Below are 26,943 nucleotides of genomic sequence, written 5' to 3'. Positions count from 1 at the left end.
TATAAATTTAAAACCAAATCATAAAATGAACAAAATCCTTTTAATTGTATCACTTTTATCTGCTCCGCTTTTTTATTCGCAGGAAGTTGTGGATCTGAAAGTTGAGAACAACAAAAAGTCTGATACGCCTTTAGACTTGACTAAAAAGCAGATTGAATTATATAATGGTAACTTTTCAAAGTTTATCAATGCTTTAAAGTCATCTGACCGGAAAACAATGGAAGCTTTGCTTTCTGATAACGCCAAAAAAGTAGTGACGGAAGCTGTTTACGAAAAACTGACAGCCGACATCAACACCAACAGAAAAATGGAGATTATTAAAACAGCTTATAAACCTTTGATGGACGGCAACACATATCCGATGATTCAATATAAATACGCGGATGACAAGGCTCCTGAACCAAAAGAAGTTATCACTGCAGTCTTTGAGAACGATGGGAAAATTCTTGGAATTAAACCTTTTAAAAAACCTAATTAATTTATTCAATCAAAATTATAAACTATGATGACCAATGTTTTAGTTGCCGAATCTACAGAGATAGAAAAGGCAAGTTTTTACAAAAAAACGTATTTGCACGTCGCTTTGGCGATTTTAGCTTTTATAGCTGTTGAAACGATTTTAATAAAGATTGTTCCTGCCGAAATGATTTACATGATGATCGGGCAAAGATACAGTTGGTTACTTGTTATCGGGATTTTCTGGCTGGCTTCTTTTTTGGCTGCCAAATGGTCTTTATCACAAAGTAAGTCGACGCAATATTTAGGATTGGGCTTTTATGTATTGCTTGAGGCGGCCATCTTTTTGCCGCTTATTTACATGGCAATAGCTTACACAGGAGGCGGGGAAGTTATTTTTCAGGCTGCAACACTTACCGTTGCCATGTTTGCAGGAATTTCTGCGGTGGCTTTCACTTCAAAAAGAGATTTTTCTTTCTTAAGAAATATAATCGTAATCGGAGGTTTTATCGCCATCGGTTTGATTGTTGGAGGAATGATTTTCGGTTTCAACCTTGGACTTTGGTTTTCTGTAGGAATGGTGATTTTGGCTTCTGCAACGATTTTGTATCAGACAAGCAAGCTTAAAGATTCTTATGCAACCGATCAATATGTAGGTGCTTCGCTACAGCTTTTTGCTTCTATAATGTTGCTGTTTTGGTATATTTTAAGCATTTTAATGAGCAGAAGAAGCTAAATTATAAGTTTTGAGTGATGAGTTTTAAAAATTTATAGCTCATTTTATAATAAACCCAAAAAATCCTGATGTTTTTCATCGGGATTTTTTATTGTAAGAATGATTAATTCTTAGAATTTTTTAAATGTTTCAATTTTTAAATAATTAATTTTTATCGATTGATCCTAAAACTTTCTGAGCAAATGAATTTAAAGCATCTTTTTCGCTCATTCCGTTTTGTACATTCGCGTGCACTTCAAGCGCTCCGCAGATATTTGTAATCAATTCTCCGGCAACGTTTAAGTCTTCTTCGCTTGTTCCTCTGAATTCGCTGAAGCTTTCTAAAACTTCCAAAGTTTTTTCAAGATTTTCAGGAGTTTGGTTTTGATAGAATTGTCTGATTATAGGTAATTTCATAATTACAATTCATTAAATAAATTAATTAAACTTTCAGCTTGGTTAGACTGAACCTGATTCACCAATTCGCCGTTTTTGAAAATCGCAAAAGTAGGTAAATTGTCAACTTTAGCCAATTTTCTGCTTTCCGGCAGTTTTTCAGCGTCTACATACAAAAAAGGAATTTCTTCGTTTTCAGAAGCCAGTTTTTTAAATTTCGGCTTCATGATTCTGCAGTTTCCGCACCAGGTAGCTCCGTATTGTACAACCACTTTTTCATTGTCGCTTACAATATTTTGCAGCGTATCTTCTGTTAATTCTGTATACATAAGTTTATTTTTAGAAAAGAATAAACAATGTAGCAATCCAATAATTTATCAATCTAACAATTAAAAAAGATTTAAAATTGTTACAATGTTAGACTGCTACATTGTTATATTGAAATCTTAGTTTTTAGCTAAATACTCAGCAGTAGAAGTTCTGTCGGCTTTCATTGCTTCTTTTCCTTCTTCCCAGTTTGCAGGGCACACTTCACCGTGCTTCTGAACGTGAGTGTAAGCGTCAATTAATCTTAAATATTCTTTTACGTTTCTTCCAAGAGGCATATCGTTTACAGACTCATGGAAAATTTTTCCAGTTTCGTCGATAAGATATGTTGCTCTGTAAGTAACGTTTGAACCTGTGAAAGATTCGTTTCCTTCTTCATCATATTCGAAATCCTGATCTACGATTCCCAACATATTTGCCAATTGTCTGTGTGTATCAGCCAAAAGCGGATATGTAACACCTTCGATACCGCCGTTATCTTTTGAAACGTTCAGCCAAGCAAAGTGTACTTCATTGGTATCGCAAGAAGCTCCGATTACATTTGTGTTTCTTTTTTCAAATTCACCTAAAGCTTCCTGAAAAGCGTGAAGCTCAGTCGGGCATACAAAAGTGAAATCTTTCGGATACCAAAACAAGATTACTTTTTGCTGGTTGGTTGTAGCTTCTTCAAAGATGTTGATTCTAAGATCATCACCCATTTCAGACATTGCGTCAATCGTTACGTTTGGGAATTTTTTTCCTACTAAAGACATAATTTTTATTTTTTTTTGATTTAAATTTCTTGTGCAAATATATAACTTTTCGTCTATCGAAAAAATGATTTTCGATAAATAAAATCTATAATTGTTTTAAAATTGACCTGTAAAATCAACTGTATTTTTCCAAAGTTTCTTTTATTCTTTTCATCGCTTCTCTCAAATCATCTTCCGAAGCGGCATAAGAAAATCTGATACATTCAGGGCTTCCGAAAGAAACTCCGCCAACGCAGCCAACGTGAGCATTTTCAAGGATAAACATTGCAAAATCATCAGCATTTTTAATTTCAGTTCCATTTAATGTTTTTCCGATATAATAAGAAATATCCGGAAAGAAATAAAAAGCGGCTTTTGGCAAAACAACTTTAAAACCAGGAATTTCTTTAATTAAATCATAAACCATATCTCTTCTTTTCTGGAAAGCGTCGATCATGTATTTATATTCTTTCGGATCAGTTTTTAAAGCGGTAATTGAAGCTCTTTGAGCCACGGTATTTGCGCCACTCGTCATTTGTCCCTGAATTTTTTCACAGGCTTTTGCCAACCATTCCGGACATGCAGAATATCCGATTCTCCAGCCCGTCATTGCGAAAGCTTTAGACATTCCGTTGATTACGGCAGTTTGTTCATAAACTTCAGGAAACTGAGCAATCGATGTTGTTTTTGTTTCGTAATTGATGTATTCATAAATTTCATCAGAAATTACCGTCACTTGAGGATATTTGGCAATGACTTTAGCAATAGATTTTAATTCATCATAAGTATAGTATCCACCGGAAGGATTGCAAGGCGAGCTGAAAAGAACGGCTTTCGTTTTATTGGTAATTGCTCCTTCAAGCTGTTCGGCGGTGATTTTAAAATCAGTAACATACGAAGTTGGAAGCATTACAGAATTTCCGCCCATCATTTTTACCATTTCATCATAGCTTACCCAATAAGGCACGGGAAGCAAAACTTCGTCACCATCATTCACGATTGCCGCCAAAACGTTTAAAATTGACTGTTTTGCGCCATTCGAAACACAAATTTGTGTAGGTTTATATTCTAATTGGTTGTCTCTTTTTAATTTTTCAGAAATCGCCTGACGAAGTTCCAAAAATCCCGGAACGGGCGAGTAGTGGCTGTAATTTTCGTTGATCGCATCAAATGCGGCTTGTTTTATATTGTCGGGAACATCAAAATCCGGTTCACCAAGCGTTAAGCTTATTACGTCTATTCCGCTGGCTTTCATTTCTCTGGCCTTATTAGACATTACGAAGGTTTGAGAGTAACCCAATCTGTTTACTCTGTCTGAAAGTTTATCCATGTATTCTTTTTGTCTTTTAACAAATATAAAAAACTTAATTTGAATAAAATGTGAATCGCTTATTTTCAAAATCTGAAATATGGAAATCCGGCGATTTGGTATTATCTTTAAAAAACAATATTTAAATATGAAATAAAACTTATTTTTGCTTTTTTATATAATAAGCCTCATGTCAATAGCGTTAATTCAGAAATACTTTCCGGATCTTTCAGATAAACAGATCGATCAGTTCACAAAATTAGAAAGCCTTTACGGCGAATGGAACGAAAAAATAAACGTGATCTCCAGAAAAGATATGGAATCATTGTATGAAAAACATATTCTTCATTCTTTGGGTATTGCTAAAATCATGGAATTTGCGCCGGGCACGAAAGTTTTGGATGTTGGTACAGGCGGTGGTTTTCCCGGAATTCCTTTGGCTATTTTATTCCCTGAAACGCAGTTTACATTGATTGATTCTATCGGAAAAAAAATAAGCGTTGTAAATGCCGTGGCAGAAGGTGTAGATTTAAAAAACGTAACTGCAATTCACGGAAGAGCAGAAAAGGTAAAAGAAAAGTTCCATTTTGTCGTAAGCCGTGCCGTTACGCAGATGCCGGAATTTTTGCGTTGGCTGAAAGGTAAATTTGAAAAAGAACAGTTTAATACAAAGCACAACGGAGTTCTTTATCTAAAAGGCGGTGATTTGGCTGAAGAATTGGCAGGCCTGAAATGTGAAATTTATAACCTTAAAAATTATTTTGACGAAGAGTTTTTTGACACCAAAAAAGTAGTTTATCTATCAAAAGGTAATTTTAACTCTTAATTTTAACATAAAAAGGAATAATTTTTGATAAATAACGTTTAATAATCATAATTTTATTATAAGATGAAAACATGGTTTAATATTGGTTTATCGGTAGCTTTTGCAGCAATTTCACTCGCTTCGTGTAATGATAACGACGATTATGAAACTATTGAATATACCGACCGGGTAAAAATCGACAGTGTGAAAATTGTAAATGATACCATGTCGGTTTTTGGTGTTCAAAGCATCCGTACTTATTCTACTTATGCTTCCAAATGTAAGGGATTTTATGGCTATGATTATATTTATGCCGATGATTTTTCGAGGGATATCACTGCGTATCAGTATCATACAAACGGGACTTGTACACAGGCAAATTATACAGCTGCCAATCAAATAAATTTTAGTCCGCAAAAAGTAGGAACTTATACTTTAAGATTCTGGAACGGTGATAACAGCTGGATTACCAAAACAATTGTTGTAGAGTAATGAAATATATTATTTTAGTTTTCTGTTTGTTATTCAACACTTTATGGAGCCAGAAAATAGAGTGGGAGAAAGATAAAAAGTTGGTTTGGAGTAATTTTAAAAGTAAAATAAACAACCAAAGAGGCAAAAATGTAGTCGCCTACACGCATTGTGGCTGGGTTTATTCTGTTGTAAAATCTTCCGACCCGAAAGCTCCTGCAAAAGTAGACATTCAAACTGTTTTCAACGAAGATAAGTCCTGGAAAGACGATAAAAGAATTAATGATTATGTTCTCAACCATGAACAAAAACATTTTGATATTGCTGAAATTTATGCAAGGAAAATACGTGAGGAAGTTTCAGGAAAAATCAAAACCACCGCAGATTTCAACAGACATTTTCAAGGAATTTATAATAAAATTTTAAAGGATTACAGGAACTTTCAGACCTTATACGACGGCGTTACAGAGCATGGAATGAATAAAGAAAAACAGGCTGAATACGACACAATAATCAGCAATGAGCTTGAAAAATTAAACATTTACCAAAAACTTTGAAATTCCTCAACAAAATAATCGATGAGCTTTTGGCTCAAAACTCCGATTTATCTCAATTTAGCATTGTTTTGCCGGGTAAAAGGCCGATCGTTTTTATCAGGCAGATTCTTGAAGAAAATAATTATTCGGGTTTTTTGCCCGATTTTTTTACGATTGAAGAATTAATTATCGACATTGTAGATAAACAGCCGATTCAGGGAATTGCTTTGTGGCTTTTTTCGTTTGATGTTTATAAAAGCCTGAATCTTATTCCAAATGATGAATTTGCGGAATATTTAAAATGGTTTCCAACGCTGCAAAAGGATTGGGACGATATTCTGAAATTTTCAGAAAGTGATGAAGCGGTTTTGAAGTATATGTTTGATGAAGAAAGAATCAAAGAATGGGCGCAGGATTTAGGAGATAATGAAGAAATTCCCCGCAAAAAATTCCTGAATTTCTGGAGGAATATGAATGTGTTTCTTCCGGTTTTAAAACAAAAACTGAAAGATAAAAACTGGGCAACTCCGGGAATGATTCACGAAGCAGCTAAAACTCAAATTGTTGAATTTTCCAAAAGTACCTCTAAAAAATTTGTTTTTTGTGGCTTTAATGCTTTTACGCCTGTTGAAGAGAAATTGGTAAGAAATCTTTTACAATGGAATAAAGCGCAATGTTTTTTTCAGGCAGACCATTATTATTTTGACGACGAAAGGCAGGAAGCGGGAAAATTTCTCAGAAATCATAAATTGTGGAAGGAATTCAATGACAGCAGAAGTTTCAACTGGATTGAAAACGACTTTAATCAGCCAAAAAATATAAAAGTGTATGAAGTTTCAGGAAATGTGACGCAAACGAAAGTGCTTCCTGATATTTTTAAAGAGATTGATAATAAAACCTTTACCAATACAGCGGTGGTTTTATTGGATGAAAATCTTTTGCCGGCAAGTCTTGATGTAATGCATGACGTTGAAAACCTGAATATTACAATGGGTTTCCCGTTGAAAAACCTTTCGTTTTCAAATGCCGTTAAGCAGCTTTTTTACCTTCAAAAACAACTTGAAAAAAGTAAATCTTCATATTATTACCGTGATGTTTTTCCAATACTTGAAGAGCTTCCGAAAACTGAAAATGATGAGTTGATTATCAATGATTTTAAGTCTAAAATTGAAGAAAGAAATATTGTTTATATTTCTCAGAATTTATTTTCAGAATTGCTAAGCGAGCTTTCTTATTTTAATCTTCTTCAAAAGACCGATTCGGGACTTCAGTTTTTAGATTTATTAATTGCTTTTTGTAAGAATATAAAATGGATGCAACTTGATGATATACAATACGAAAACGTCTCTCACTTCGAGAATGCGTTTAGGGTTATAAAAAATCAGGTGTCGTCTTATGGTTTTCAAATTAAAATAGAGACTTTAGAGATTCTGATTAATCAGCATATTAATTCAGAAAGTATTGATTTTCAAGGTGAACCATTAAAAGGACTTCAGGTAATGGGACTTTTGGAAACGCGTCTTCTTAATTTCGAAAATGTGATTTTACTTTCCGTAAACGAAGGAAAATTGCCGCTTGGGAATTCGCAGAATACGTATATTCCGTTTGATATCAGAAAACATTTCGACTTGCATACTTTTCTTGAAAACGACAGTATCTATGCGTATCATTTTTATCGTTTGATTCAAGATGCGCAAAATGTACATTTATTGTTTAATGCATTGAGTTCCGGCGTCAATACAGGTGAAAAGAGCCGGTTTATTACGCAAATCGAAATGGAAAGTTTACATCAAATCGAACATTTAATTGTTGAAAATAAATCGGAGCCAATCACAACACGACCTATTGAAATTGCGAAAACAGAAATTGTTTTGCAGCAGCTTGAGAAGTGGAAAGAAAAAGTATCGGCTTCGCATCTTACAAGTTATCTTTATAATCCGATTGATTTTTATTTATCAAAAATCTTAAACACCTCCGAAACTGACGAAATTGAAGAGGAATTGTCGGTAAGAAATTACGGAAATCTTGTCCATTATACGCTTCAAGAAATTTATGAAGTTATAAAAGGTAAAGTTTTAAAACAAAGTGATTTAGAGAATTCAATTCAACGGATTGATGAATATATAAACATTGCCATTGAAAAGCTAAAACATCAGCCTGAATTTTATAATAAAGGCATGAATTTTATTCATAAAGCTATTGCTAAAAAAGTAATTGAAAGTATTCTGAAGTACGATCTCGAATTGATAAAGCAGGGAAATTCTTTAGAAATAATTGATATTGAAAGAAGATTTGAAGGCGTCGATTTTTATGTTGATGAAGCAAATAATGATAAAGTTTCATTTTTTGGCTTTATCGACAGAATAGACTGCCTCAACGGAACGGTGAGAATTATTGATTATAAAACGGCAAAAATTAAAAATCTGTGTGTTAAAATTGATGGAAATAACATTTCAGAGTATTTCCATAATAATGAAAGAAAACAGGCTTTGCAGCTTTGTATTTATCAGTTTGTTGTACAAAGTCTTCCTGAATTTTGGGGTTTTCCTGTTGAAACAGGAATCTGGAGTTTTGCTGATGCCAAAAAAGGCGTTTCATCGCTCGAATTTGCGCAAGGAAATCTTGATGACGCCATGAAATCTGTCAAAAGCCTGATTCTTGAAATACTAAATCCGGATATCAATTTTATAGAAAACGTAAAAACATATAATTATTAAAAAGTCCGGCACAAAACCGGACTTTCATTTTTTTTAAAAAGCATTAAAGCCCGTAATATCCAAACCTGTAATCAACAAATGAACATCGTGCGTTCCTTCGTACGTAATTACCGATTCTAAATTCGCGGCATGTCTCATCATCGGAAATTCTCCCATAATGCCCATTCCACCAAGAATCTGACGCGATTCTCTTGCGATATCAATTGCCATTTTTACATTATTCCTTTTTGCCATCGAAATTTGAGATGGTGTCGCTTTATGGTCATTTTTCAAAGTTCCCAACTGAAGACAAAGTAACTGCGCTTTGGTAATTTCCGTTAAAAATTCAGCTAGTTTTTTTTGTTGAAGCTGGAATGAGCCAATTGGTTTTCCAAACTGCATTCTTTCTTTAGAATACTGAACTGCGGTGCAATAACAATCAATTGCAGCACCGATTACACCCCAGGAAATACCATATCTTGCAGAATTTAAACAAGATAAAGGCCCTTTCAATCCTGTAACTCCGGGAAGTAGATTTTCTTTCGGAATTTTCACATCATTAAATACCAATTCTCCGGTTTTTGAAGCTCTTAAACTCCATTTGTTGTGAGTTTCAGGGGTTGTGAAGCCTTCCATTCCTCTTTCAACGATCAATCCTTGTACTTTTCCTTCTTCATTTTTAGCCCAAACTACAGCAATGTCGCATAAAGGCGAATTTGTAATCCACATTTTGGCACCATTTAGAAGATAATGATCGCCCATATCTTTAAAAAAGGTTTCCATTGAACCTGGATCTGAGCCGTGATTTGGTTCCGTCAATCCAAAAGAACCGATCATTTCACCGGAAGCCAATTTTGGTAAATATTTTCTTTTTTGCTCTTCAGAGCCAAATTCGTTAATAGGAAACATCACCAAAGAACTCTGTACAGATGCAGCTGAACGCACCGCAGAATCTCCTCTTTCCAACTCAAGCATAATCAAACCGTAAGAAATCTGATCTAATCCTGAACCACCATATTCTTCAGGAATGTAAGGTCCCAAAGCTCCGATTTTCCCCAATTCTTTCATTAAATCCGGTAAATCGGTATGATCCTGAGCCGCCTGATCAATATTTGGCATTACAAAACTTTCAACCCAATCTCTTATCGACTGGCGAATAAGCTTGTGTTCTTCGGTAAGTAGAGCATCAATTCCAAAATAATCGGGGATGCTTGTAAGAGGATAATATGACATGTAGTTTAATTTTCCTAAAAATAATACTTTTCAGAATCTCCGGAAGTATTTTTTCTAAAAAAATTGAAACTAATCTTTAATAAATTTATATAGATAAGGCGCTTTGTTGGCCGAGCCGTCGTAGAGTTTTTCAAGTCTTTCAAGAGAGTTCATGCTCAGTATTTTTCTTTGGAAATTATTTCTCCTGAATTTTTCTCCTAAAATGGTTTCATAAAGAGACTGAAGATCTTTCATTGTAAATTTTTCCGGTAAAAGATTACTTGCAGCGACTTGAGTATCAATGTTTTTTCGTAAATGTTCCAATCCTTCAGAAATTATTCTGTCATGATCAAAAGCCATATTTGGAAGATTATTTACTTCAAACCACGCACATGTTTCATTAAAAGCATCTGGGAAAGTGTTGGCCAGAGAAAAATCAATCAGGCTGCAATAACCAACGGTAATGAAGCGCTGCAAAATCCAGTGATCTTTTGGCACATCAAGGCCTTTATTGTTGATAAGGATTTTATGCACATTATTTTCGGTGCGATTCAGCCTTCCAAAAGTATGAAATTGATCAAGGAAAAGCCCTTTCAGGTGAGTTCTTTCATACAAAACTCTGTCGGCAGCTTCGCGAAGATCTTCATCAATAAAGACAAAACCGCCGGGAAGCGACCACAAATCAAGATCGTGATATTTTAATAATAAAACTTTCAGAATATTATCATGGAAACCGAAAATAGTACAGTCAACTGAAATATTAGGTATAAAATTCTTTTCCTCGATCAGTTGTTTTAAAGTTTCTATGTTTTTTGAGCCATCAGTTTTCATGGGTGTAAAAATAAAATTATTTTTTAGTTTTTTTGAGAATGATGTTTAAAATATAAAAAGCTTAAAGCAAAAATGATCATTACCGCAGCTAAAATGTAAAGTGAATAATACATTAACAGCTGGTTTTTAAAAAGCAAAGACATCAAAATTGAACTTACAGCACTTCCCAATGAAGAGAAAATTACAATAACCGAAGTGAATGTGTTGATCTTCTGATTATCAATCTGTGAAATCATTTTTGAATTGATAAGCGGATAAAGTGGCGAAAGGAAAAGCCCGATGACAGGAAACAAAAATAAAGGAATTTCTGAATTTTCTAAACTAAAATATTGACTTAAGAAAATTGAAAACAATATAATAATGATCATTAAAACACACACAAAATAATATTTTAACAGTGAAAATCTGTGAATGACATTAGCTGTAATTATTCTTCCTATATAAGAAAAAACCGCCAGCATTGATGAAGCCTGAATAGCAAAAAACGAATTGACTTTTAAGTGGTTTTTATAAAAAGATGGCAGCCAGGAATTAAAGCTTTGTTCGGTAAAAATGATAAAAAAAGTTATTGCAAAAAATAATAAAACAGGCGTTTTGTTGAATGATTTTAAATGTGATGCAATGCTTGTTTTCAAGTTTTTGTCTGTCTCAATAATTTGCGCTTTTGAAAATAAAAAAATAGTAAAAAACGAAATCAGAGAAATAAGAAAAAAACCAAATTTCCAGTATTCTGAATATTGGCTGGCAATTAAAGACCCAAAAACAACATTTACAACAAATATTCCGACCATAAAAGCTGCTTCAACGCTGTTCATTGTTTTGGCAAGAGATTTTTGATCAGTAAAATTATTTCTGATGATTCCGTAAACACAGATTTTCCCGATTGCAAAACAAGTTCCGATAATTGCAAACCAAAGCTTATAAAACCAAAAAACCTGAGCAAAAGGTAAAATTAAAGAACAAAAACCAACAATACTTAATGCTAAAATTAAAGATTTTTTAGTTCCCGTTCTGCTGATAAAATTAACGGCAAAAAGTGAAATAAAAGCAATAGGCAAATCTTTAAAAGATTCCAGAAATCCGAGCTTGTCAAAACCTATTTCCTCCTGTGAAAGCTGCAAAATCACAATACCCATACAGTTTAAAACCATAGAGAAAATAAGAAAGGTAAGTTGAAGTGGTAAAGAAATTTTGGCAGGCTTGGTACTCATTTCGGGGATAAGGTTGTAGATTTCTTAGCGTTTTTTAAGGTATTTAACATAAACATTAGACCTTTAAAACCCCAAAAATAAAAGAAATATTAAAATAATTGTGAATATAATGTTAAGTATTTAAAAAAAAATATATTTTTATTGTCTCAATTTGAGAATTAAAAAACTAACTGTATATGAAAGTAAAAATATCAAGAAGTTTAGGGATGGTTGCTGTGCTTTATTTTACGGCAAATTTTAATGCCCAAAACACATCTGCTGACACGCTTCAAAAGGAACAAAAAATTGAAGAAGTGGTGATGATCGGCTACGGTACTCAGAAAAAAAGTAATGTGACGGGAGCAATATCGAGCTTGAAAGCATCGGATATAGAAGATATTCCTGCCGGAAGACCAGAGCAAGTTTTGCAAGGCAGAGCTGCCGGAGTTACTGTTATATCAAACTCTGGACAACCAGGATCTGCTGCAACAGTAAGGGTTCGTGGAGTGACTAGTTTTGGAGCAGGAAGTAATAACCCTCTTTGGGTAGTTGACGGTATCGTTGTAGATAATATTTCTTGGCTGAATCAATCTGACATTGAAAGTATGGAAATTCTAAAAGATGGTGCTTCAGCAGCTATTTATGGGGTTTCTGCTGCAAAAGGAGTGATTTTAGTTACTACCAAAAAAGGTGCAAAGGGTAGATTGAATTTATCTTACAACGGATTTTATGGCTTCGGAAATGCTGCAAAGAAATTAGATCTTTTAGATGCAACTCAATATGCTACCATTATCAATGAAGGGTTTACAAATGATGGTAAGCCTGCCAGATTTTCTAATCCGGCTCAATTTGGAAAAGGTACAGATTGGCAAGATTTAATATTTAATACAGCAGAAAGAACTTCTCATGAATTTAGCGTAAGTGGAGGAAGTGATAAATCTACATTCTATACGTCTTTTGGATATTACAGTCAGGATGGAATTGTAATGCGTGATATTTCTAATTACAGAAGAATTAATGCAAGAATCAACTCCAATCATAAGGTATTAGATTGGTTGACAGTAGGACAGACATTCTCTTATACCAACAATAAAACAAAAGGAATCAATGCGAACGGAGAATTCGGAGGCCCTTTGAGTTCTGCAATTAATTTAGATCCTACAACACCTGCTGTAGTCACAGATTGGTCTATGGTAGATCCAAACTTATATACAAATCCTTTTATAGTAAGAGATTCAAACGGAAACCCATATGGGATTTCTCCTTACGTAAATCAAGAAATGTCTAATCCGTTGGCTTTCAGATATACACAACAGGGAAGAGATAGTTGGTCAGACGACTTCGTTGCCAATGCTTTTGCGGATGTGAAATTTTTGGAGCATTTCAATTTCAAGTCTAGCATTAACGGAAAACTTTCTTATTGGGGAAATCAAGGGTTCACACCAAAGTTCTATTTAAGCCCAACATACAGTAATTTAGGATTCAACAGTTTGTCTAGAAATACAAATAGAAAACTTGAATGGAGTTGGGAAAATACAGCAACTTACCAAAATAAATGGGGGAAACACAATCTGAATGTTTTGCTTGGGCAAGGAGTTTATGAATACAATATCGGATATGGTCAAACTGTAACACATACCAATTTACCTGTCGAGAACTGGGAAGATGCATCATTTAATTTTGATTTATCAAGAGAGAATATATTAGCCGATGCATATGATGGTATTCAAACACATAAAGCTTCGTATTTTGGGAGGATTACTTATGATTATGATAATAAATATTTGTTCACAGGTACAATGCGTAGAGATGGGTCATCACGATTTGGGGGTAATAAGCATTGGGGAAATTTTCCTGCGGCATCATTAGGTTGGAATATTTCAAACGAAGAATTTTGGCCGGAAAATAAGATTATTAATACAGTTAAACTAAGAGGAGGATATGGTGTATTAGGTAATGATGAATTTGAAAATTTTAAGTTTGCAAGTTTTATGGTTTCCGGTAGTAATTATACAAATGGTAACAATACAATCATTACCGGATATGCACCTGCAACTTTAGAAAATGAGGATCTTCACTGGGAAGAAACCTCACAACTTAATATTGCAGCAGACATTAAATTTCTTAATAATTTCAATCTGACTGTAGATTATTATAAAAAGAAAACGACTGATATTTTAAGACAAATAAGCATTCCCGGTTATGTTGGTGTATCTACTAATCCTTGGGCAAATGTGGGAGATATGAATAATACAGGAGTAGAAGTAAGTTTAGGATATAATAAAAAATGGTCAGATTTTGGAGTTTCGGTAAATGGTAATTTTGCCTATTTGAAAAATGAAGTAATTAAGCTGGAAAATGGCAGAAAATTTATTGATGGTCCTGGATTTCAATCAATGGGACCTGTTTCCAGAGCTGCATTAGGAATGCCTTATGGATCATTTTACGGATTTGAGTATGACGGGATATTCCAAAATCAATCCGAAATTGATAATTACAGAAATTCAAACGGTGCACTTATTTTACCGGGCGCAAAACCTGGCGATTTCAAATGGAAAGATATTAATGGTGATGGACAAATTACCGATGATGACAGAACATATTTAGGAAATTCTTTACCAAAATATACATTTGGTTTAACATTTAATCTGAATTATAGGAATGTTGATTTAATGATTTTTGCTCAAGGTCAAACTGGAAATAAAATTTTCCAAGGTCTAAGAAGATTAGATATGCTTGATGCAAATTACCAGACAGCAATTTTAGATCGTTGGACAGGTGAAGGAACTTCAAATGATACACCAAGGATTTCTAGAGATGATTTAAATAAAAATTACTCGAGAATGTCTAATTATTATTTACAAGATGGTGATTATTTAAGAGTAAAGTTGGTACAACTTGGTTACAGTTTACCGAAGCAAGTCTCAGAAAGTCTCGGAGCTAGTAAAGTAAGGTTTTACATTACTGCTGAAAACTTATTTACATTTACGAAATACACAGGATACGATCCGGAGATTGCAGCAGGTGATGATTTCGGCATAGACAGAGCTTATTACCCACAAGCCAGATCATTCCTTTTTGGAGCTAATATTCAATTTTAAAAAGATAAAAAATGAAAAACAAAATATATAAAAGCATAACAGTTTTGTTATTATCTGGAATAAGTGTCATCACTGTATCATCATGTAATGATAATTATATAGAAGATATAAAAAATCAAGGAGCATTCGATACCAACAATTATTTCTCAAACGAAGAGCAGTCATTCAGTGCTTTAGTAGGTGTTTATGATATTATGAGGAAATATGCCGGAGGTTTTGAAAACACAGTAACCTTTATGAACGCCGGATCAGATGACTTCTATTCAGGTGGAGGAAGCTCTACAGATGGCGCGGGCATTCAAGGTTTTTCTAGCTTTACAATCAACCAAAATACAGTTCCGTTGAGCTATTGGAAAGACTTTTATCAAGGTATTGCAAGAGCAAATCTGGTAATCAAAAGGGTTCCGGATGCAAATATGGGAGAAGCTCAAAAAAACAGATTTATTGCCGAAGCCAAAACCTTGAGAGCATTATATTACTTTGAGTTATTAAGAATGTTTAAAAATGTCCCTCTCATTTTAGAACCAATAAGTGCTAATTCAGATTTTTACAGTATTCCTCAAGCACCTCCTGCTACAGTTTATGCCCAAATTGAATCTGATATCTTATCTGCAATACCTAATCTGCCGACTACGGTTTCTGGGGCTGATAGAGGAAGAATAACCCAAGGATCTGCAAAAGCTATTTTAGGTAAGATTTATTTGTATGACAACAAGAAATCAGAAGCTGCAGCACAATTTGCAGACGTTAATGGTACTCCGGGACAAACAAGTCAGTATGGTTATAAATTAGTTGATAATTTTGCAGATTTGTGGAAAGTAGATAATAAGTTTACTACTGAAACTATTGTAGAAGTGATGCATACAAACCAAGGAAGTTCAGATTGGGGTTTTTGGGGGCAAGGAAATGATGAAGGGAATTCAATTTGCATTATGACAGGATTAAGATCATATACCCTTAAAACAACAACTCCAAATAATGATGCTCCAGATTTGGTTTCTGGTTGGGCATTCAATCCGGTGACGGATGATTTATTCAACTTTATGCAAGGAGATCCGCGTATGAATGCAAGTATTTTGAATGCTAAAAAATTCATGCAGGAAAATAAAATCACTTATTCACCTGCTTACAGGGATTCTGGATATTTTTTGAATAAGTTTCAACCTAGAACAGCTGATAAATCAAATTTGCCAGGGCCTGTAGAATTGAACTTTCGACAAAATTATATGGTAATTAGATTAGCAGACACTTATCTAATGGAAGCAGAGGCTTTGAATGGAACAGGTGCAAGAGCTCAGGCTTTATTAGATGCTGTAAGAGCCAGGGTAGGATTAACTTCAGTCCCGGTTTCTATGCAAGCTATTAAGGATGAAAGAAGAAGAGAATTAATTGGTGAAGGTCATCGATTTTTTGATTTAGTAAGATGGGGAGATGCTGCTGCTAAATTAGGATCAAGAGGATTTGTTGCTGGTAAAAATGAGATTTTACCGATTCCTTACAATGATCTAGTGAATACAGCGATCAAACAAAACCCAGGTTATAACTAATATGAAGTTTCGTAATTTATATAGTTTCTTTTTAAAAAGTATCACGCTTTCGGGTGTGGTACTTTTACCTTTATCAGGTTGTAAATCAATTGATTTAAATAAAAAAGATCAAGTTCAGGTTTGGCTGACGAAAGGCGATGAAAGCATAAAATTACAGCAACAATCTCCGATCAGCTTTACAAATGATCCGAATAATTTTCAAAATATTGAAGTTGACGATTCGCAAAAGTTTCAATATGTTGATGGTTTCGGATATACTTTGACGGGCGGAAGTGTTGAAGTAATCAACCGGCTTTCATCTTCCAAAAGAAAAGCTTTATTAAATGAGCTTTTTGGAAATGATAAAAACTCTATTTCCATAAGTTATTTAAGGTTGAGCATTGGCGCTTCAGATTTGGATAGCGAAGTTTTTTCATACAACGATCTCGCTGAAGGTGAAACGGATCTTTCGCTTTCAAAATTCAGTTTGGAAAGAGACAGAGATTTGATTTCGATGCTAAAGGAAGTTTTAGCAATCAATCCGAAAATTAAAATCATTGCAGCGCCTTGGTCTTCTCCAACTTGGATGAAAGACAACGGGGAATCAAAAGGCGGAAGCTTGAAACCTGAATTTTATGATGTTTATGCAAAATATTTTGTAAAATATATTCAGGAAATGCAGAAAAAAGGAATTATAATTGATGCTATTACTCCACAAAACGAGCCTTTGCATCCCGGAAATAATCCGAGTTTGTACATGAGTTCGGATCAGCAGAAAGATTTTATTAAAAATAATTTAGGCCCGGCTTTTAAAGCAAACGGAATTAAAACTAAAATTGTAGTTTATGATCACAATTGCAACAAACCGGAATACGCCATCAATATTTTAAACGATCCTGAAGCTTATCAATATATTGACGGTTCGGCTTTCCATCTTTATGAAGGTGAAATTTCAGCATTAAGCACTGTTCATAAAGCTTTTCCAAATAAAAATTTGTATTTTACAGAGCAGTGGACGGGCGCAAAAGGAACCTTTAATGAAGATTTGAACTGGCATACAAAAAACGTGATTATTGGGTCAATGAGAAACTGGAGTAAAATTGCTTTGGAATGGAATGTCGCTAATGATACACAATACAAGCCTCACACCGACGGAGGTTGTACAGAATGCAAAGGTGCGATTACAGTTTCGGATAGTGAAAATTTCACGAGAAATGTTTCATATTATATTATTGCACACGCTTCTAAATTTGTTCCTGCCAATTCGCAGAGAATTTCGTCAACGCAGACAGATAACCTTTCAACAGTAGCCTTTAAAACTCCCGAAGGAAAAACAGTTTTGATTGTTCAGAACTACAGCAAGACAGACGAAAATTTTAATATTAAATATGACAAAAAAACAGCTCCTGTAACCATTGCAGGAAGTTCGGTTGCTACTTATATTTTTTAATTTAAATTATTAAAAATTGTGAGCTTTTATAAGTGAAACGACTTTGTGTAACTTAAAAGCAGTTAGTCTTTAAAAAAAATCTTTGCGCTCTTTGCGTTAAAATTTAAAGCAAAATTAAATTACAATGAAAAAACTTTATTTCATATTAGCATTTACAGTATTTGGTTTCAATTCTTTTGGACAAAAAACAATTGACCAGAAAGTTTCAGAGTTATTATCTAAAATGACTTTGGAAGAAAAAATCGGTCAACTGGTTCAGTACAGCGGTTTTGAATATGCTACAGGACCACAAAATTCAAATTCTGCAACGGTTTTAGAAGAAATTAAAAAAGGTAAAGTTGGTTCAATGCTGAATGTAGCCGGTGCGGAAGAAACCCGTTCTTTTCAAAAACTGGCTTTACAATCAAGATTAAAAATTCCTTTATTGTTCGGACAAGACGTGATTCACGGATACAGAACAACTTTTCCCGTGAATATTGGACAAGCTGCAAGTTGGGATATGAAATTAATTGAAAAATCTGAAAGAATTGCTGCAACAGAAGCCTCCGCTTACGGAATTCACTGGACTTTCGCGCCAATGGTTGACATTGCAAGAGATCCGAGATGGGGAAGAGTGATGGAAGGTTCGGGTGAAGATACTTATTTGGGAACTCAGATTGGTTTGGCAAGAATCAAAGGTTTTCAAGGAAAAGGATTGGGAAATATTGACGCAATTATGGCTTGTGCAAAGCATTTTGCGGCGTATGGAGCAGCAGTTGGCGGCAGAGATTACAATTCCGTTGACATGAGTTTAAGACAATTGCACGAAACGTATTTACCACCTTTCAAAGCGGCTGCAGAAGCGGGCGTTGCCACTTTTATGAATTCTTTCAATGATATTAATGGAATTCCGGCAACAGCAAATCAATATATTTTAAGAGATTTATTAAAAGGTAAATGGAATTATCAAGGTTTTGTGGTTTCAGATTGGGGAAGTATAGGCGAAATGGTTCCTCACGGCTACGCAAAAGACAATAAAGAAGCTGCCGAAAAAGCAATTATTGCAGGAAGCGACATGGATATGGAAAGCCGTGCTTACATGGCCGAACTTCCAAAATTGGTCAAAGAAGGAAAAGTTGATCCAAAATTGATCGATGATGCAGCAAGAAGAATTTTAATTAAAAAGTTTGAAATGGGATTGTTCGATGATCCTTATAGATTCAGCAACGAAAAACGACAAAAAGAGCAATTAAACAATCAGGAAAACAGAAAATTCGGAAGAGAATTTGGTTCAAAAAGCATCGTTTTATTAAAAAATGAAAAGAACATTCTTCCGCTTTCAAAATCAACAAAAACTATTGCTTTAATTGGTCCTTTCGGAAAAGAAACAACTGCCAATCATGGTTTTTGGTCGATTGCTTTTAAAGATGATAACCAAAGAATCATTACTCAGTTTGACGGCATAAAAAATCAATTAGACAAAAATTCAACTTTATTATATGCAAAAGGTGCAAACGTAGATGATCAGGACAAATCTATGTTTGCTGAAGCTGTAGAAACGGCAAAAAAAGCAGATGTTGTAATCATGACTTTAGGTGAAGGTCACGCCATGAGCGGTGAGGCAAAAAGCAGAAGTAACATTCACTTTTCGGGAGTTCAGGAAGATTTATTAAAAGAAATTGCTAAAACCGGAAAACCAATTATTTTAATGATAAACGCAGGAAGACCTTTGGTTTTTGATTGGGCTGCTGACAATATTCCAACAATTATTTACACTTGGTGGCTGGGAACGGAAGCCGGAAATTCTATCGCAGACGTTCTTTTCGGAACCGTAAGTCCCAGCGGAAAATTACCGATGACTTTCCCAAGAAATGTAGGCCAGGTTCCAATTTATTATAATCATTACAACACAGGAAGACCTGCAAAAAATAATACTGATAGAAATTATGTTTCAGCCTATATCGATTTGGATAATGATCCGAAATTCCCGTTTGGTTATGGATTAAGTTATACTCAATTCAAGTATTCTGATATGAATTTAAGTTCAACAAACCTTAAAGGAAATCAGACTTTGAATATTAGTGTAAACGTTTCCAACACCGGAAAATACGATGGGGAAGAAGTGGTGCAGCTATACATGAGAGATTTAGTCGGAAAAGTAATAAGACCTGTAAAAGAATTGAAAGGCTTCCAAAAAGTTTTCATTAAAAAAGGAGAAACCATAACAGTCAATTTCAAATTAACTCCTGAAGATTTAAAATTTTATGATGATGAATTGAATTTTGATTGGGAAAGTGGAGAATTTGATATTATGGTCGGAACAAATTCTCAGGATCTTCAGATAAAAAGAATTAACTGGTCAAAATAAATATTAGTTTTTACAAAACTGTATCAGACAATTTAAAAATAAATTAAATAACACTTAATATTTAACGTTTATCATTCTGAACAAAGCGAAGCGGAGTGAAGAATCTATTTTAAATATAAGAGATTTTTCCTTCGTCAGAATGACAAGCTGGAATAATAAATATTAAACTCAAAACTTTGAACATGAAACTTCAAAACATCATCACCATTTTAATCGGAGGAACTTTAGTTTTTTCTTTTTCAAATTGTGCTTCCAACAAACAGGATTCAGATATGAAGCTGGTTTGGAGTGACGAGTTTAATAAAAAAGGATTGCCGGATTCTATAAAATGGAATTATGATGTCGGCGGTCACGGATTTGGAAATGAAGAATCTCAATTTTACACTAAAAACCGTTTGGAAAACGCAAGAATAGAAAAAGGAAACCTGATTATAGAAGCAAGAAAAGAAAATTGGGAAGAAAGTAAATATACATCTGCAAGGCTTTTAACGAAAGGTAAATTTTCATTCACATACGGAACAGTTGAAGTAAGAGCAAAGCTTCCGAAAGGACGCGGTACATGGCCGGCAATCTGGATGCTGAGCGAAGACATGAAAAAATGGCCCAATGATGGCGAAATCGATATCATGGAACATGTAGGATACAATCAGGGATACATTCACGCATCTGTACACACGAAAAATTATAACCACCTTAAAGCAAGCCAGAAAACAGATACTCTGAAAGTGGATGATGCCAGTGAAAAATTTCATGTTTATAAAGCAGAATGGACACCAGAAAAAATTGATTTCTACGTTGATGATAAGAAATTTTTCTCGTACATGAACAAAACAAAAACATATGAAACATGGCCATTTGACAGACCTTACTTTTTAATTTTAAATCTTGCTGTTGGTGGATTTTGGGGCGGAAAAGAAGGTATTGACGACAGTGTTTTTCCGCAGAAATATTATATCGATTATGTAAGGATTTATCAGAATAAAAATGGTTACAAATAATTAAAATTAAACTTCATATTAATATTTATTAAAATCGGCGGCACCAAAAGGTGCCGCCGATTTGCTTTTTATTGATAAAATATAATTGCTGATTATTCAGTATCATATTTGCTGATTACTTTCTGAGAAACTCCGGTACTGCTGAAACCTCCGTCATGGAAAAGATTCTGCATTGTTACTTTTTTGGTAAGATCAGAGAAAAGACTTACGCAATAATCTGCACATTCATTAGCGGTAGCATTTCCAAGAGGCGACATATCTTCTGCATATCCTAGGAAACCTCCGAAACCTTTTACGCCACTGCCTGCAGTAGTAGGAGTTGGGGATTGTGAAATTGTATTTACACGTACTTTTTTCTCACCCCAATAATATCCGAAAGTTCTTGCAATACTTTCAAGATACGCTTTGTTATCGGACATATCGTTGTAATCCGGGAATGTTCTTTGTGCAGCAATATAAGTAAGCGCCAAGATACTCCCCCATTCATTCATGCAGTCTTTTTCCCAAGCCACACGCATTACTTTATGAAAAGAAACCGCAGAAATATCCCAGCCTTTTTCCAACCAGTCGTAGTTTATTTCAGTATAATGCTTTCCTTTTCTTACATTTACGGACATTCCTATGGAGTGAAGTATAAAATCTATTTTTCCGAATTTTGCTGTAGCGGCATCAAAAAGTTTTTCAAGATCTTCTGTAGAAGTAGCATCTGCACCTATCACTTCAGAACCTGTTTTTTCTGCTAAACCGTTCAGTTCTCCCATTCTCAAAGCAATTGGAGCGTTGGATAAAATAAATTCAGCACCTTCTTCATGGCATCTTTCAGCAACTTTCCATGCGATAGATTGTTCATTAAGGGCTCCAAAAATAATTCCCTTCTTGCCTTTAAGTAAACCGTATGACATAATTTTTTAATGTTTATTGATATACAAATGTAGCAATAATTTGTGTTTAGAGCATAATAAAAAACAGAGCCTCACGAAAAGACTCTGTTTTTTTTGAATAATATATTGAAAAGACTTAATCTTAGTTGGTCTTTTTGTTCCATTCTGCTTTTACATCTTCAGCAGCATCTTTGGTTTTTTCCCACGCATCATTGGCGCCGTCTTTAATATCTTCCCAAGTATCGGCAGCATTTGCTTTTACTCTGTCAAACCAATCTTCCTGATTTGCCTCCTCATCATTATTTCTTTTTTCGTTGATATAATCTCTTGCTTTATCAGCCAGATCACTTATTTTCCATTTTGCATCATTGGCAGTATTTTTCAAAGAATTTTCTGTATTATTTACTGCATCTTCCGCTTTGTTGTAATCTTGATTGTCCATAATATTTTTTATTTAAGTGTTATTTGCTTAGTTTAAAACAATAACTATTCCTAAAAGAGAAAATGTTTGTTAAACTTTTCATAATCTTCTCATTATCTTTTCTCAATCTGTATTATATTTGGCTAAAATAAGTTTATGGAAAAAATACGTTGCGGCTGGTGTGAGAAAGACGATTTATACAGAAAATATCACGATGAAGAATGGGGAAAACCCGTTTATGATGACGAAACTATTTTTGAATTTCTAATTCTGGAAAGCTTCCAGGCGGGCTTGAGCTGGTATACCATTTTAAGCAAAAGAGAAAACTTCAGAAAAGCATTTGACAAATTTGATTATAAAAAAATTGCTCAATATAATGATGAAAAAGTTGAGCAGCTCATGCAGGATCCCGGAATTGTAAGAAACCGTCTGAAAGTTTTGGCAACCATTACCAATGCGCAAAAATTCATGGAAATACAAAAAGAATTCGGAAGCTTTTCAAAATACATTTGGGGATTTGTAGGCGGAAAACCTATTGATAACAATCCTGAAACATTAAAAAACATTCCCGCAACTACAGAGATTTCTGACGCTTTATCAAAAGACCTGAAAAAAAGAGGATTCAAATTTATGGGTTCTACCGTTGTTTATGCGCACATGCAGGCGACAGGAATGGTGAATGACCATATTAAAGAATGTTGGGTTCGATAAAAAAGAAAACTAATAACTAAATTATATGATAAAAAAACTATTCATTGCAATTTCTGTAGTTGCATCGATCGCCATTTTTTCACAAAAAACAGATAAAAAGAAAAGTGATTATGCGCCTGTTGAAATTACAAAAAGTGATGGGAGTAAAATGACTGTTCTTTTTAAACGCGTTACGCTTCCCTCGATAAGCACTTTCAAAGAAGTTTTTGGCGGAAATCAAAATACGAATGTGAAAATTGAGTTCAAGACCTCCGAAGATGGACCTACAGAAAAAATAAACTCAAAAGACATTGTAATGTTGAAGATTCTAGATAAAGATCAAGACGAAATAATTGCCTTTGAACGTCTAGCTATAAGACAATTTGACCGAAATAATGTGCTAAAAGACATTAAACAAGTTCTGTATATGCCGCAGATTTATGACGGGAAAATAAGTATTTATGGTGAAGCAAATTTTATTTGTCAGGATGTTTCTGGTCCTTCAAGGAAAAAAAATAATTTTGTCAACTGCGAATATGTTTATTCTACGTTTTATCTGAAGAATAATGATGAACAATTTGCCGTAACTCCTTTAGATATTAAACTTTTCAACACAAATAGAAGTTTTGATAATTTCGTAAATGCTTTTAAAGCTGCAGGAAAAGAATGTTCTGAATTCAACGCATATCTTGAATCTTTCCGCAAGAAAATGGATGATAAAGAATTTCAGAAGAAAATTAAGGAAGATGCTATCAGTTACAGAAAAGAAGTGAAGAAAAAAGCACGTGAACTTGATTTAGATAAAGAAGAGCGGTTGAATTATATAGGGAAAAAATTATTTTTCTATGAAGCACAATTTTATATTGGTATCGTAAAAGAATACGAAAAAAACTGTCCAAACTAAAAACAAAAACTGCTGAAAATTTTTTCAGCAGTTTTTGTCTAATTAATAATCCGCTCCAAAACCCATTCAATCAGATTTTTTTCTGAAAGATGATGATCTTTTGAGAATTCTCCACGCCTCCTGTTGGCAATCACATTATTCACCGTAATTGCTTTATGGCCTAATAATTTTGAAAAAGCATAAATCGCAGAAGTTTCCATTTCAAAATTGGTGATTCCTAAGTTATTTAGTGTTTCCAGAAACTGTTCGTCCAAAGCTTTCAAACGAAGCTGTCTTCCTTGTGGCGCATAAAAACCCGGGAAAGTCGCTGTATTTCCGTGATACTTTGCATCTTTATAAAGTTCACCAAGTTCTTCAGACCATTCTGAAAAATAAAGCATCGGTTTTATCTTTTCATAAGGAAAGAGATTTGAAAAGTTTCTTGAAAACTCGTTTTCAAAGACATAATCCTGATAAAAATTCATTAAACCGTCTAGTCCGACAACATTTTGAGTGACGAGCATATTGTCAACTTCTACGTCAGGATTTACGCTGCCGCAGGTTCCCATTCTGAATAATTGTAAAGACGTATGTTCAGTTTTGAATTCTTTATTTTTAAGCTCAATATTCACCAAAGCATCAAGCTCATTCATCACAATATCAATGTTTTCCGTGCCAATTCCGGTAGATAAAACCGAAATCCTTTCACCGCGGAGAGTTCCTGTATGTGTATAAAATTCTCTTTTATTTTTTTTGATTTCTATGGTGTCAAAATATTTTGAAACCTTAGGAACCCGGTCCGGATCGCCCACAAGAATGATTTTATCAGCAATGTCTTCCGGCAAAAGATTAAGGTGGTAAATGCTTCCGTCTTCATTCAAAATAAGTTCGGAGGCAGCAAGTTTATTGAGCATAAAATATTTTTTTAGTTTAAATCTGTAACAGATTTCTTTTAGGATTTTAAAAATAGTGAAAATACCCGAAATGAAAATATAAACATTACTTAATTCACTGTTAAAACTGTGGTAATGTAAAGGCAATACTTTTACGGATAAAAAATTTTATGAGATTGTATTTGTTGCTTATTGCTGTTTTGCTGACCGGGTTTTCAGTAATGTCATTTAATCCTGTTTACAAAGGTTTGGAAACTGAAAACACGATGCTTAATCAAGGTTTGAGAAGCTTTAAAGACAGACTTGGGCAATTAAAAACAGATGCTGATCTTTTCCGGGAAGGTGAAATTTCCGTTGAAAATCTACAATTATCACTTAAAAATACAAGAAATTCGTACAAAGAAATAGAATTTTATATCGCCTATCATTATCCCGAATTTGCTAAAACCCACCTGAATGCCGCACCTTTATTCCGGATTGAAGCAGCAGGAACATCGGCTTACACGCTTCCGCCGGAAGGTTTGCAGGTGCTTGACGAACTTATTTTTTCGGAGGAAGCTGCCGAACAAAAAGATAAAATCGTAGAAATCACAGATTTTCTTTACAACAGCTATAATAATTTCTATTTAAGTGCAATAAAAAACGGTTTAAGTAAAAGCAACAATAAAACTTTATCTTTAAGAATAGAGTTGATCAGAATATATACTTTAGGATTGACAGGTTTCGATACTCCGGGCTCATTAAATATTTCCGAAGAAGCATCTTTTGCTCTTAAAGGAATGAAAAATTATATTAAAAATGAACCTTATTTTAAAAGCTTCAACACTTTAAAAGCTGAAAAATTACTTATTGAAAGCGAAAAATATCTTTCTGAAAATACAGACTTTGAAACCTTTGACCGAATTGAGTTTTATAAAAAATATCTTCAGCCTTTATACGAAGAATTGGGCAGTTGGGACGGAAATCCGGATGATTTAAAAGAATTTTCAGGATGGAATCCGGGCAACAAAAACTTTTTCAGCAGTGATTTTCTAGATCCTTATTTTTACACAATTCTGAAGCCTTCGGAAGATAATGAAGAACTTCGGAAGTTGGGAAAAGAGATTTTTTTCGATCAAAATCTTAGCGACAACGGAAAAATGAGCTGCGCAACCTGCCATTTACCCGAAAATGCTTTTACAGACCTTAAAACTAAATCCTTGAGCAATGTCGATGGAAAAACTGTTTTGAGAAATTCGCCGTCTCTTTACAATGCGGTTTTTGCCAAAAGATTTTTCTATGACATGCGGGCATATTATCTTGAGCAGCAGGCGGAGCATGTGATTTACAACGATCAGGAATTTAACACAAGCTACGAAAGCATCATCAAAAAGCTGAAAAATAAACCTCAATATAAAAAAACATTCAAACAAGCTTTTAAAAATGGAGAAATAAGTAAGCAGAATTTTTCTAAAGCTTTAAGTTCTTATGTGGCTTCTTTATATTCTTTCGACAGTGATTTTGACCGTTTTATGAGAAATGAAAAGGAAATTTCTGAAGACGCTAAAAAAGGTTTTAATCTTTTTATGGGAAAAGCCAATTGTGCAACCTGTCATTTTGCGCCGCACTTTTCAGGTTTGGTTCCGCCATTTTTTAATGAAAATGAATCTGAAGTTTTAGGAGTTACCAAAAAGCCAATCAATATTTTGCCTTTAGAAATAGATTCGGATAAAGGAAGAATAAACAGCAACGTGAAAAAAGAAAGTTCGTGGATCTACGAAAATTCGTTCAAAACAATGACGGTAAGGAATATTGCACTTACAAAACCTTATTTTCATAACGGAGCTTTTACGACTTTAGAAGAAGTTTTAGACTTTTATAATGAAGGCGGCGGCGAAGGATTGGGCTTGAAAATGAATAACCAAACACTTCCGCCGGATAAGCTGGATCTTACAAAAGGGGAAATACAGCAAATCATCGCTTTCCTGAATTCTTTAACGGATGTGAGCAAAACGAAACAGTAATTGAACATTTATCATTTATGGATTATTTAACGATTTATTAATTCACGTAACATTAGGTTTGAGATTTATTAATAT

Annotated in this window: 24 protein-coding genes; 14 read left to right on the top strand and 10 right to left on the bottom strand. The window is 34.1% G+C overall.

Features of this window, described 5'->3' with window-relative positions; genetic code table 11:
• The first annotated feature begins 25 nt into the window (after nt 1-25).
• Together AC6CHK_RS07670 and AC6CHK_RS07665 are read left to right on the top strand one after the other, a co-directional pair.
• Nucleotides 26-478: a peptidylprolyl isomerase gene (locus tag AC6CHK_RS07670; protein WP_498095049.1), complete on the top strand. Its 453-nt coding sequence runs from the start codon at nt 26-28 to the stop codon at nt 476-478.
• 24 nt (nt 479-502) lie between these two features.
• On the top strand, nt 503-1,192 hold the full coding sequence (locus tag AC6CHK_RS07665; RefSeq protein ID WP_498095048.1) for a Bax inhibitor-1/YccA family protein: 690 nt from the start codon (nt 503-505) through the stop codon (nt 1,190-1,192).
• A gap of 144 nt (nt 1,193-1,336) precedes the next feature.
• Here AC6CHK_RS07665 and AC6CHK_RS07660 read toward each other — a convergent pair whose 3' ends face one another.
• From AC6CHK_RS07660 to AC6CHK_RS07645, 4 genes are all read right to left on the bottom strand, one after another.
• Complete coding sequence (locus AC6CHK_RS07660) at nt 1,337-1,588, bottom strand: DUF6952 family protein (RefSeq protein ID WP_498095047.1); 252 nt, start codon at nt 1,586-1,588, stop codon at nt 1,337-1,339.
• 2 nt (nt 1,589-1,590) lie between these two features.
• Entirely contained in the window at nt 1,591-1,896 is a 306-nt protein-coding gene (locus tag AC6CHK_RS07655) for a thioredoxin family protein (protein ID WP_498095046.1), read from the bottom strand.
• 117 nt (nt 1,897-2,013) lie between these two features.
• On the bottom strand, nt 2,014-2,646 hold the full coding sequence (locus tag AC6CHK_RS07650; protein ID WP_498095045.1) for a peroxiredoxin: 633 nt from the start codon (nt 2,644-2,646) through the stop codon (nt 2,014-2,016).
• Nucleotides 2,647-2,761: 115 nt separating this feature from the next.
• Complete coding sequence (locus AC6CHK_RS07645) at nt 2,762-3,955, bottom strand: pyridoxal phosphate-dependent aminotransferase (RefSeq protein ID WP_498095044.1); 1,194 nt, start codon at nt 3,953-3,955, stop codon at nt 2,762-2,764.
• Nucleotides 3,956-4,124: 169 nt separating this feature from the next.
• Here AC6CHK_RS07645 and rsmG point away from each other — a divergent pair, with 169 nt between their 5' ends.
• The 4 genes from rsmG (at nt 4,125) to AC6CHK_RS07625 (ending at nt 8,463) form a co-directional block, all read left to right on the top strand.
• Nucleotides 4,125-4,760, top strand: a complete 636-nt coding sequence (gene rsmG / locus AC6CHK_RS07640) for a 16S rRNA (guanine(527)-N(7))-methyltransferase RsmG (protein ID WP_498095043.1) — start codon at nt 4,125-4,127, stop codon at nt 4,758-4,760.
• Nucleotides 4,761-4,823: 63 nt separating this feature from the next.
• Complete coding sequence (locus AC6CHK_RS07635; RefSeq protein WP_498095042.1) at nt 4,824-5,231, top strand: hypothetical protein; 408 nt, start codon at nt 4,824-4,826, stop codon at nt 5,229-5,231.
• Nucleotides 5,231-5,767, top strand: coding sequence for a DUF922 domain-containing protein (locus AC6CHK_RS07630; RefSeq protein ID WP_498095041.1), 537 nt, complete (start codon nt 5,231-5,233; stop codon nt 5,765-5,767). Before AC6CHK_RS07635 ends, AC6CHK_RS07630 begins: the two co-directional genes overlap by 1 nt.
• Nucleotides 5,764-8,463 carry a PD-(D/E)XK nuclease family protein gene (locus AC6CHK_RS07625; RefSeq protein ID WP_498095040.1) on the top strand — a complete coding sequence of 900 codons (2,700 nt, stop codon included), beginning with the start codon at nt 5,764-5,766 and terminating at the stop codon, nt 8,461-8,463. Before AC6CHK_RS07630 ends, AC6CHK_RS07625 begins: the two co-directional genes overlap by 4 nt.
• Nucleotides 8,464-8,496: 33 nt before the next feature.
• Here the strand turns inward: AC6CHK_RS07625 and AC6CHK_RS07620 are convergent, their stop codons facing one another.
• From AC6CHK_RS07620 to AC6CHK_RS07610, 3 genes are all read right to left on the bottom strand, one after another.
• On the bottom strand, nt 8,497-9,675 hold the full coding sequence (locus AC6CHK_RS07620) for an acyl-CoA dehydrogenase family protein (protein WP_498095039.1): 1,179 nt from the start codon (nt 9,673-9,675) through the stop codon (nt 8,497-8,499).
• 69 nt (nt 9,676-9,744) lie between these two features.
• Nucleotides 9,745-10,485 (bottom strand): NUDIX hydrolase, encoded by a 741-nt coding sequence (locus AC6CHK_RS07615; protein WP_498095038.1) that lies wholly within the window; start codon nt 10,483-10,485, stop codon nt 9,745-9,747.
• Between the two features lie 23 nt (nt 10,486-10,508).
• Nucleotides 10,509-11,696: an MFS transporter gene (locus tag AC6CHK_RS07610; protein ID WP_498095037.1), complete on the bottom strand. Its 1,188-nt coding sequence runs from the start codon at nt 11,694-11,696 to the stop codon at nt 10,509-10,511.
• A gap of 176 nt (nt 11,697-11,872) precedes the next feature.
• Between AC6CHK_RS07610 and AC6CHK_RS07605 the strand changes: the two genes are divergently transcribed.
• From AC6CHK_RS07605 to AC6CHK_RS07585, 5 genes are all read left to right on the top strand, one after another.
• Nucleotides 11,873-14,776 (top strand): SusC/RagA family TonB-linked outer membrane protein, encoded by a 2,904-nt coding sequence (locus AC6CHK_RS07605; RefSeq protein WP_498095036.1) that lies wholly within the window; start codon nt 11,873-11,875, stop codon nt 14,774-14,776.
• Nucleotides 14,777-14,787: 11 nt separating this feature from the next.
• A complete protein-coding gene (locus AC6CHK_RS07600) occupies nt 14,788-16,323 on the top strand; it encodes a RagB/SusD family nutrient uptake outer membrane protein (protein ID WP_498095035.1) in 1,536 nt (511 codons plus the stop codon).
• 1 nt (nt 16,324) lies between these two features.
• A complete protein-coding gene (locus AC6CHK_RS07595) occupies nt 16,325-17,752 on the top strand; it encodes a glycoside hydrolase family 30 protein (protein ID WP_498095034.1) in 1,428 nt (475 codons plus the stop codon).
• 124 nt (nt 17,753-17,876) lie between these two features.
• Nucleotides 17,877-20,099, top strand: coding sequence for a beta-glucosidase BglX (gene bglX, locus AC6CHK_RS07590; protein ID WP_498095033.1), 2,223 nt, complete (start codon nt 17,877-17,879; stop codon nt 20,097-20,099).
• A 182-nt stretch (nt 20,100-20,281) separates the two neighbouring features.
• Nucleotides 20,282-21,097, top strand: a complete 816-nt coding sequence (locus tag AC6CHK_RS07585; protein WP_498095032.1) for a glycoside hydrolase family 16 protein — start codon at nt 20,282-20,284, stop codon at nt 21,095-21,097.
• A gap of 92 nt (nt 21,098-21,189) precedes the next feature.
• Here the strand turns inward: AC6CHK_RS07585 and AC6CHK_RS07580 are convergent, their stop codons facing one another.
• Nucleotides 21,190-21,999: an enoyl-ACP reductase FabI gene (locus AC6CHK_RS07580; RefSeq protein WP_498095031.1), complete on the bottom strand. Its 810-nt coding sequence runs from the start codon at nt 21,997-21,999 to the stop codon at nt 21,190-21,192.
• Nucleotides 22,000-22,120: 121 nt separating this feature from the next.
• Nucleotides 22,121-22,420 (bottom strand): hypothetical protein, encoded by a 300-nt coding sequence (locus AC6CHK_RS07575; RefSeq protein WP_498095030.1) that lies wholly within the window; start codon nt 22,418-22,420, stop codon nt 22,121-22,123.
• Nucleotides 22,421-22,555: 135 nt separating this feature from the next.
• On the opposite strand from AC6CHK_RS07575, the gene AC6CHK_RS07570 reads away from it, so the two are divergent.
• Entirely contained in the window at nt 22,556-23,110 is a 555-nt protein-coding gene (locus AC6CHK_RS07570) for a DNA-3-methyladenine glycosylase I (protein WP_498095029.1), read from the top strand.
• 25 nt (nt 23,111-23,135) lie between these two features.
• Nucleotides 23,136-23,993, top strand: coding sequence for a hypothetical protein (locus tag AC6CHK_RS07565; RefSeq protein WP_498095028.1), 858 nt, complete (start codon nt 23,136-23,138; stop codon nt 23,991-23,993).
• Nucleotides 23,994-24,031: 38 nt separating this feature from the next.
• Here the strand turns inward: AC6CHK_RS07565 and AC6CHK_RS07560 are convergent, their stop codons facing one another.
• Complete coding sequence (locus AC6CHK_RS07560) at nt 24,032-24,886, bottom strand: nucleoside phosphorylase (RefSeq protein ID WP_498095027.1); 855 nt, start codon at nt 24,884-24,886, stop codon at nt 24,032-24,034.
• 149 nt (nt 24,887-25,035) lie between these two features.
• On the opposite strand from AC6CHK_RS07560, the gene AC6CHK_RS07555 reads away from it, so the two are divergent.
• A complete protein-coding gene (locus AC6CHK_RS07555) occupies nt 25,036-26,868 on the top strand; it encodes a cytochrome-c peroxidase (protein WP_498095026.1) in 1,833 nt (610 codons plus the stop codon).
• The last annotated feature ends 75 nt before the right edge of the window (nt 26,869-26,943 follow it).

This window comes from Chryseobacterium sp. GQ58 (assembly GCF_059758895.1).
Note: the sequence above shows the minus strand (reverse complement) of the source record. Positions and strands in the feature narration are given on the sequence as shown.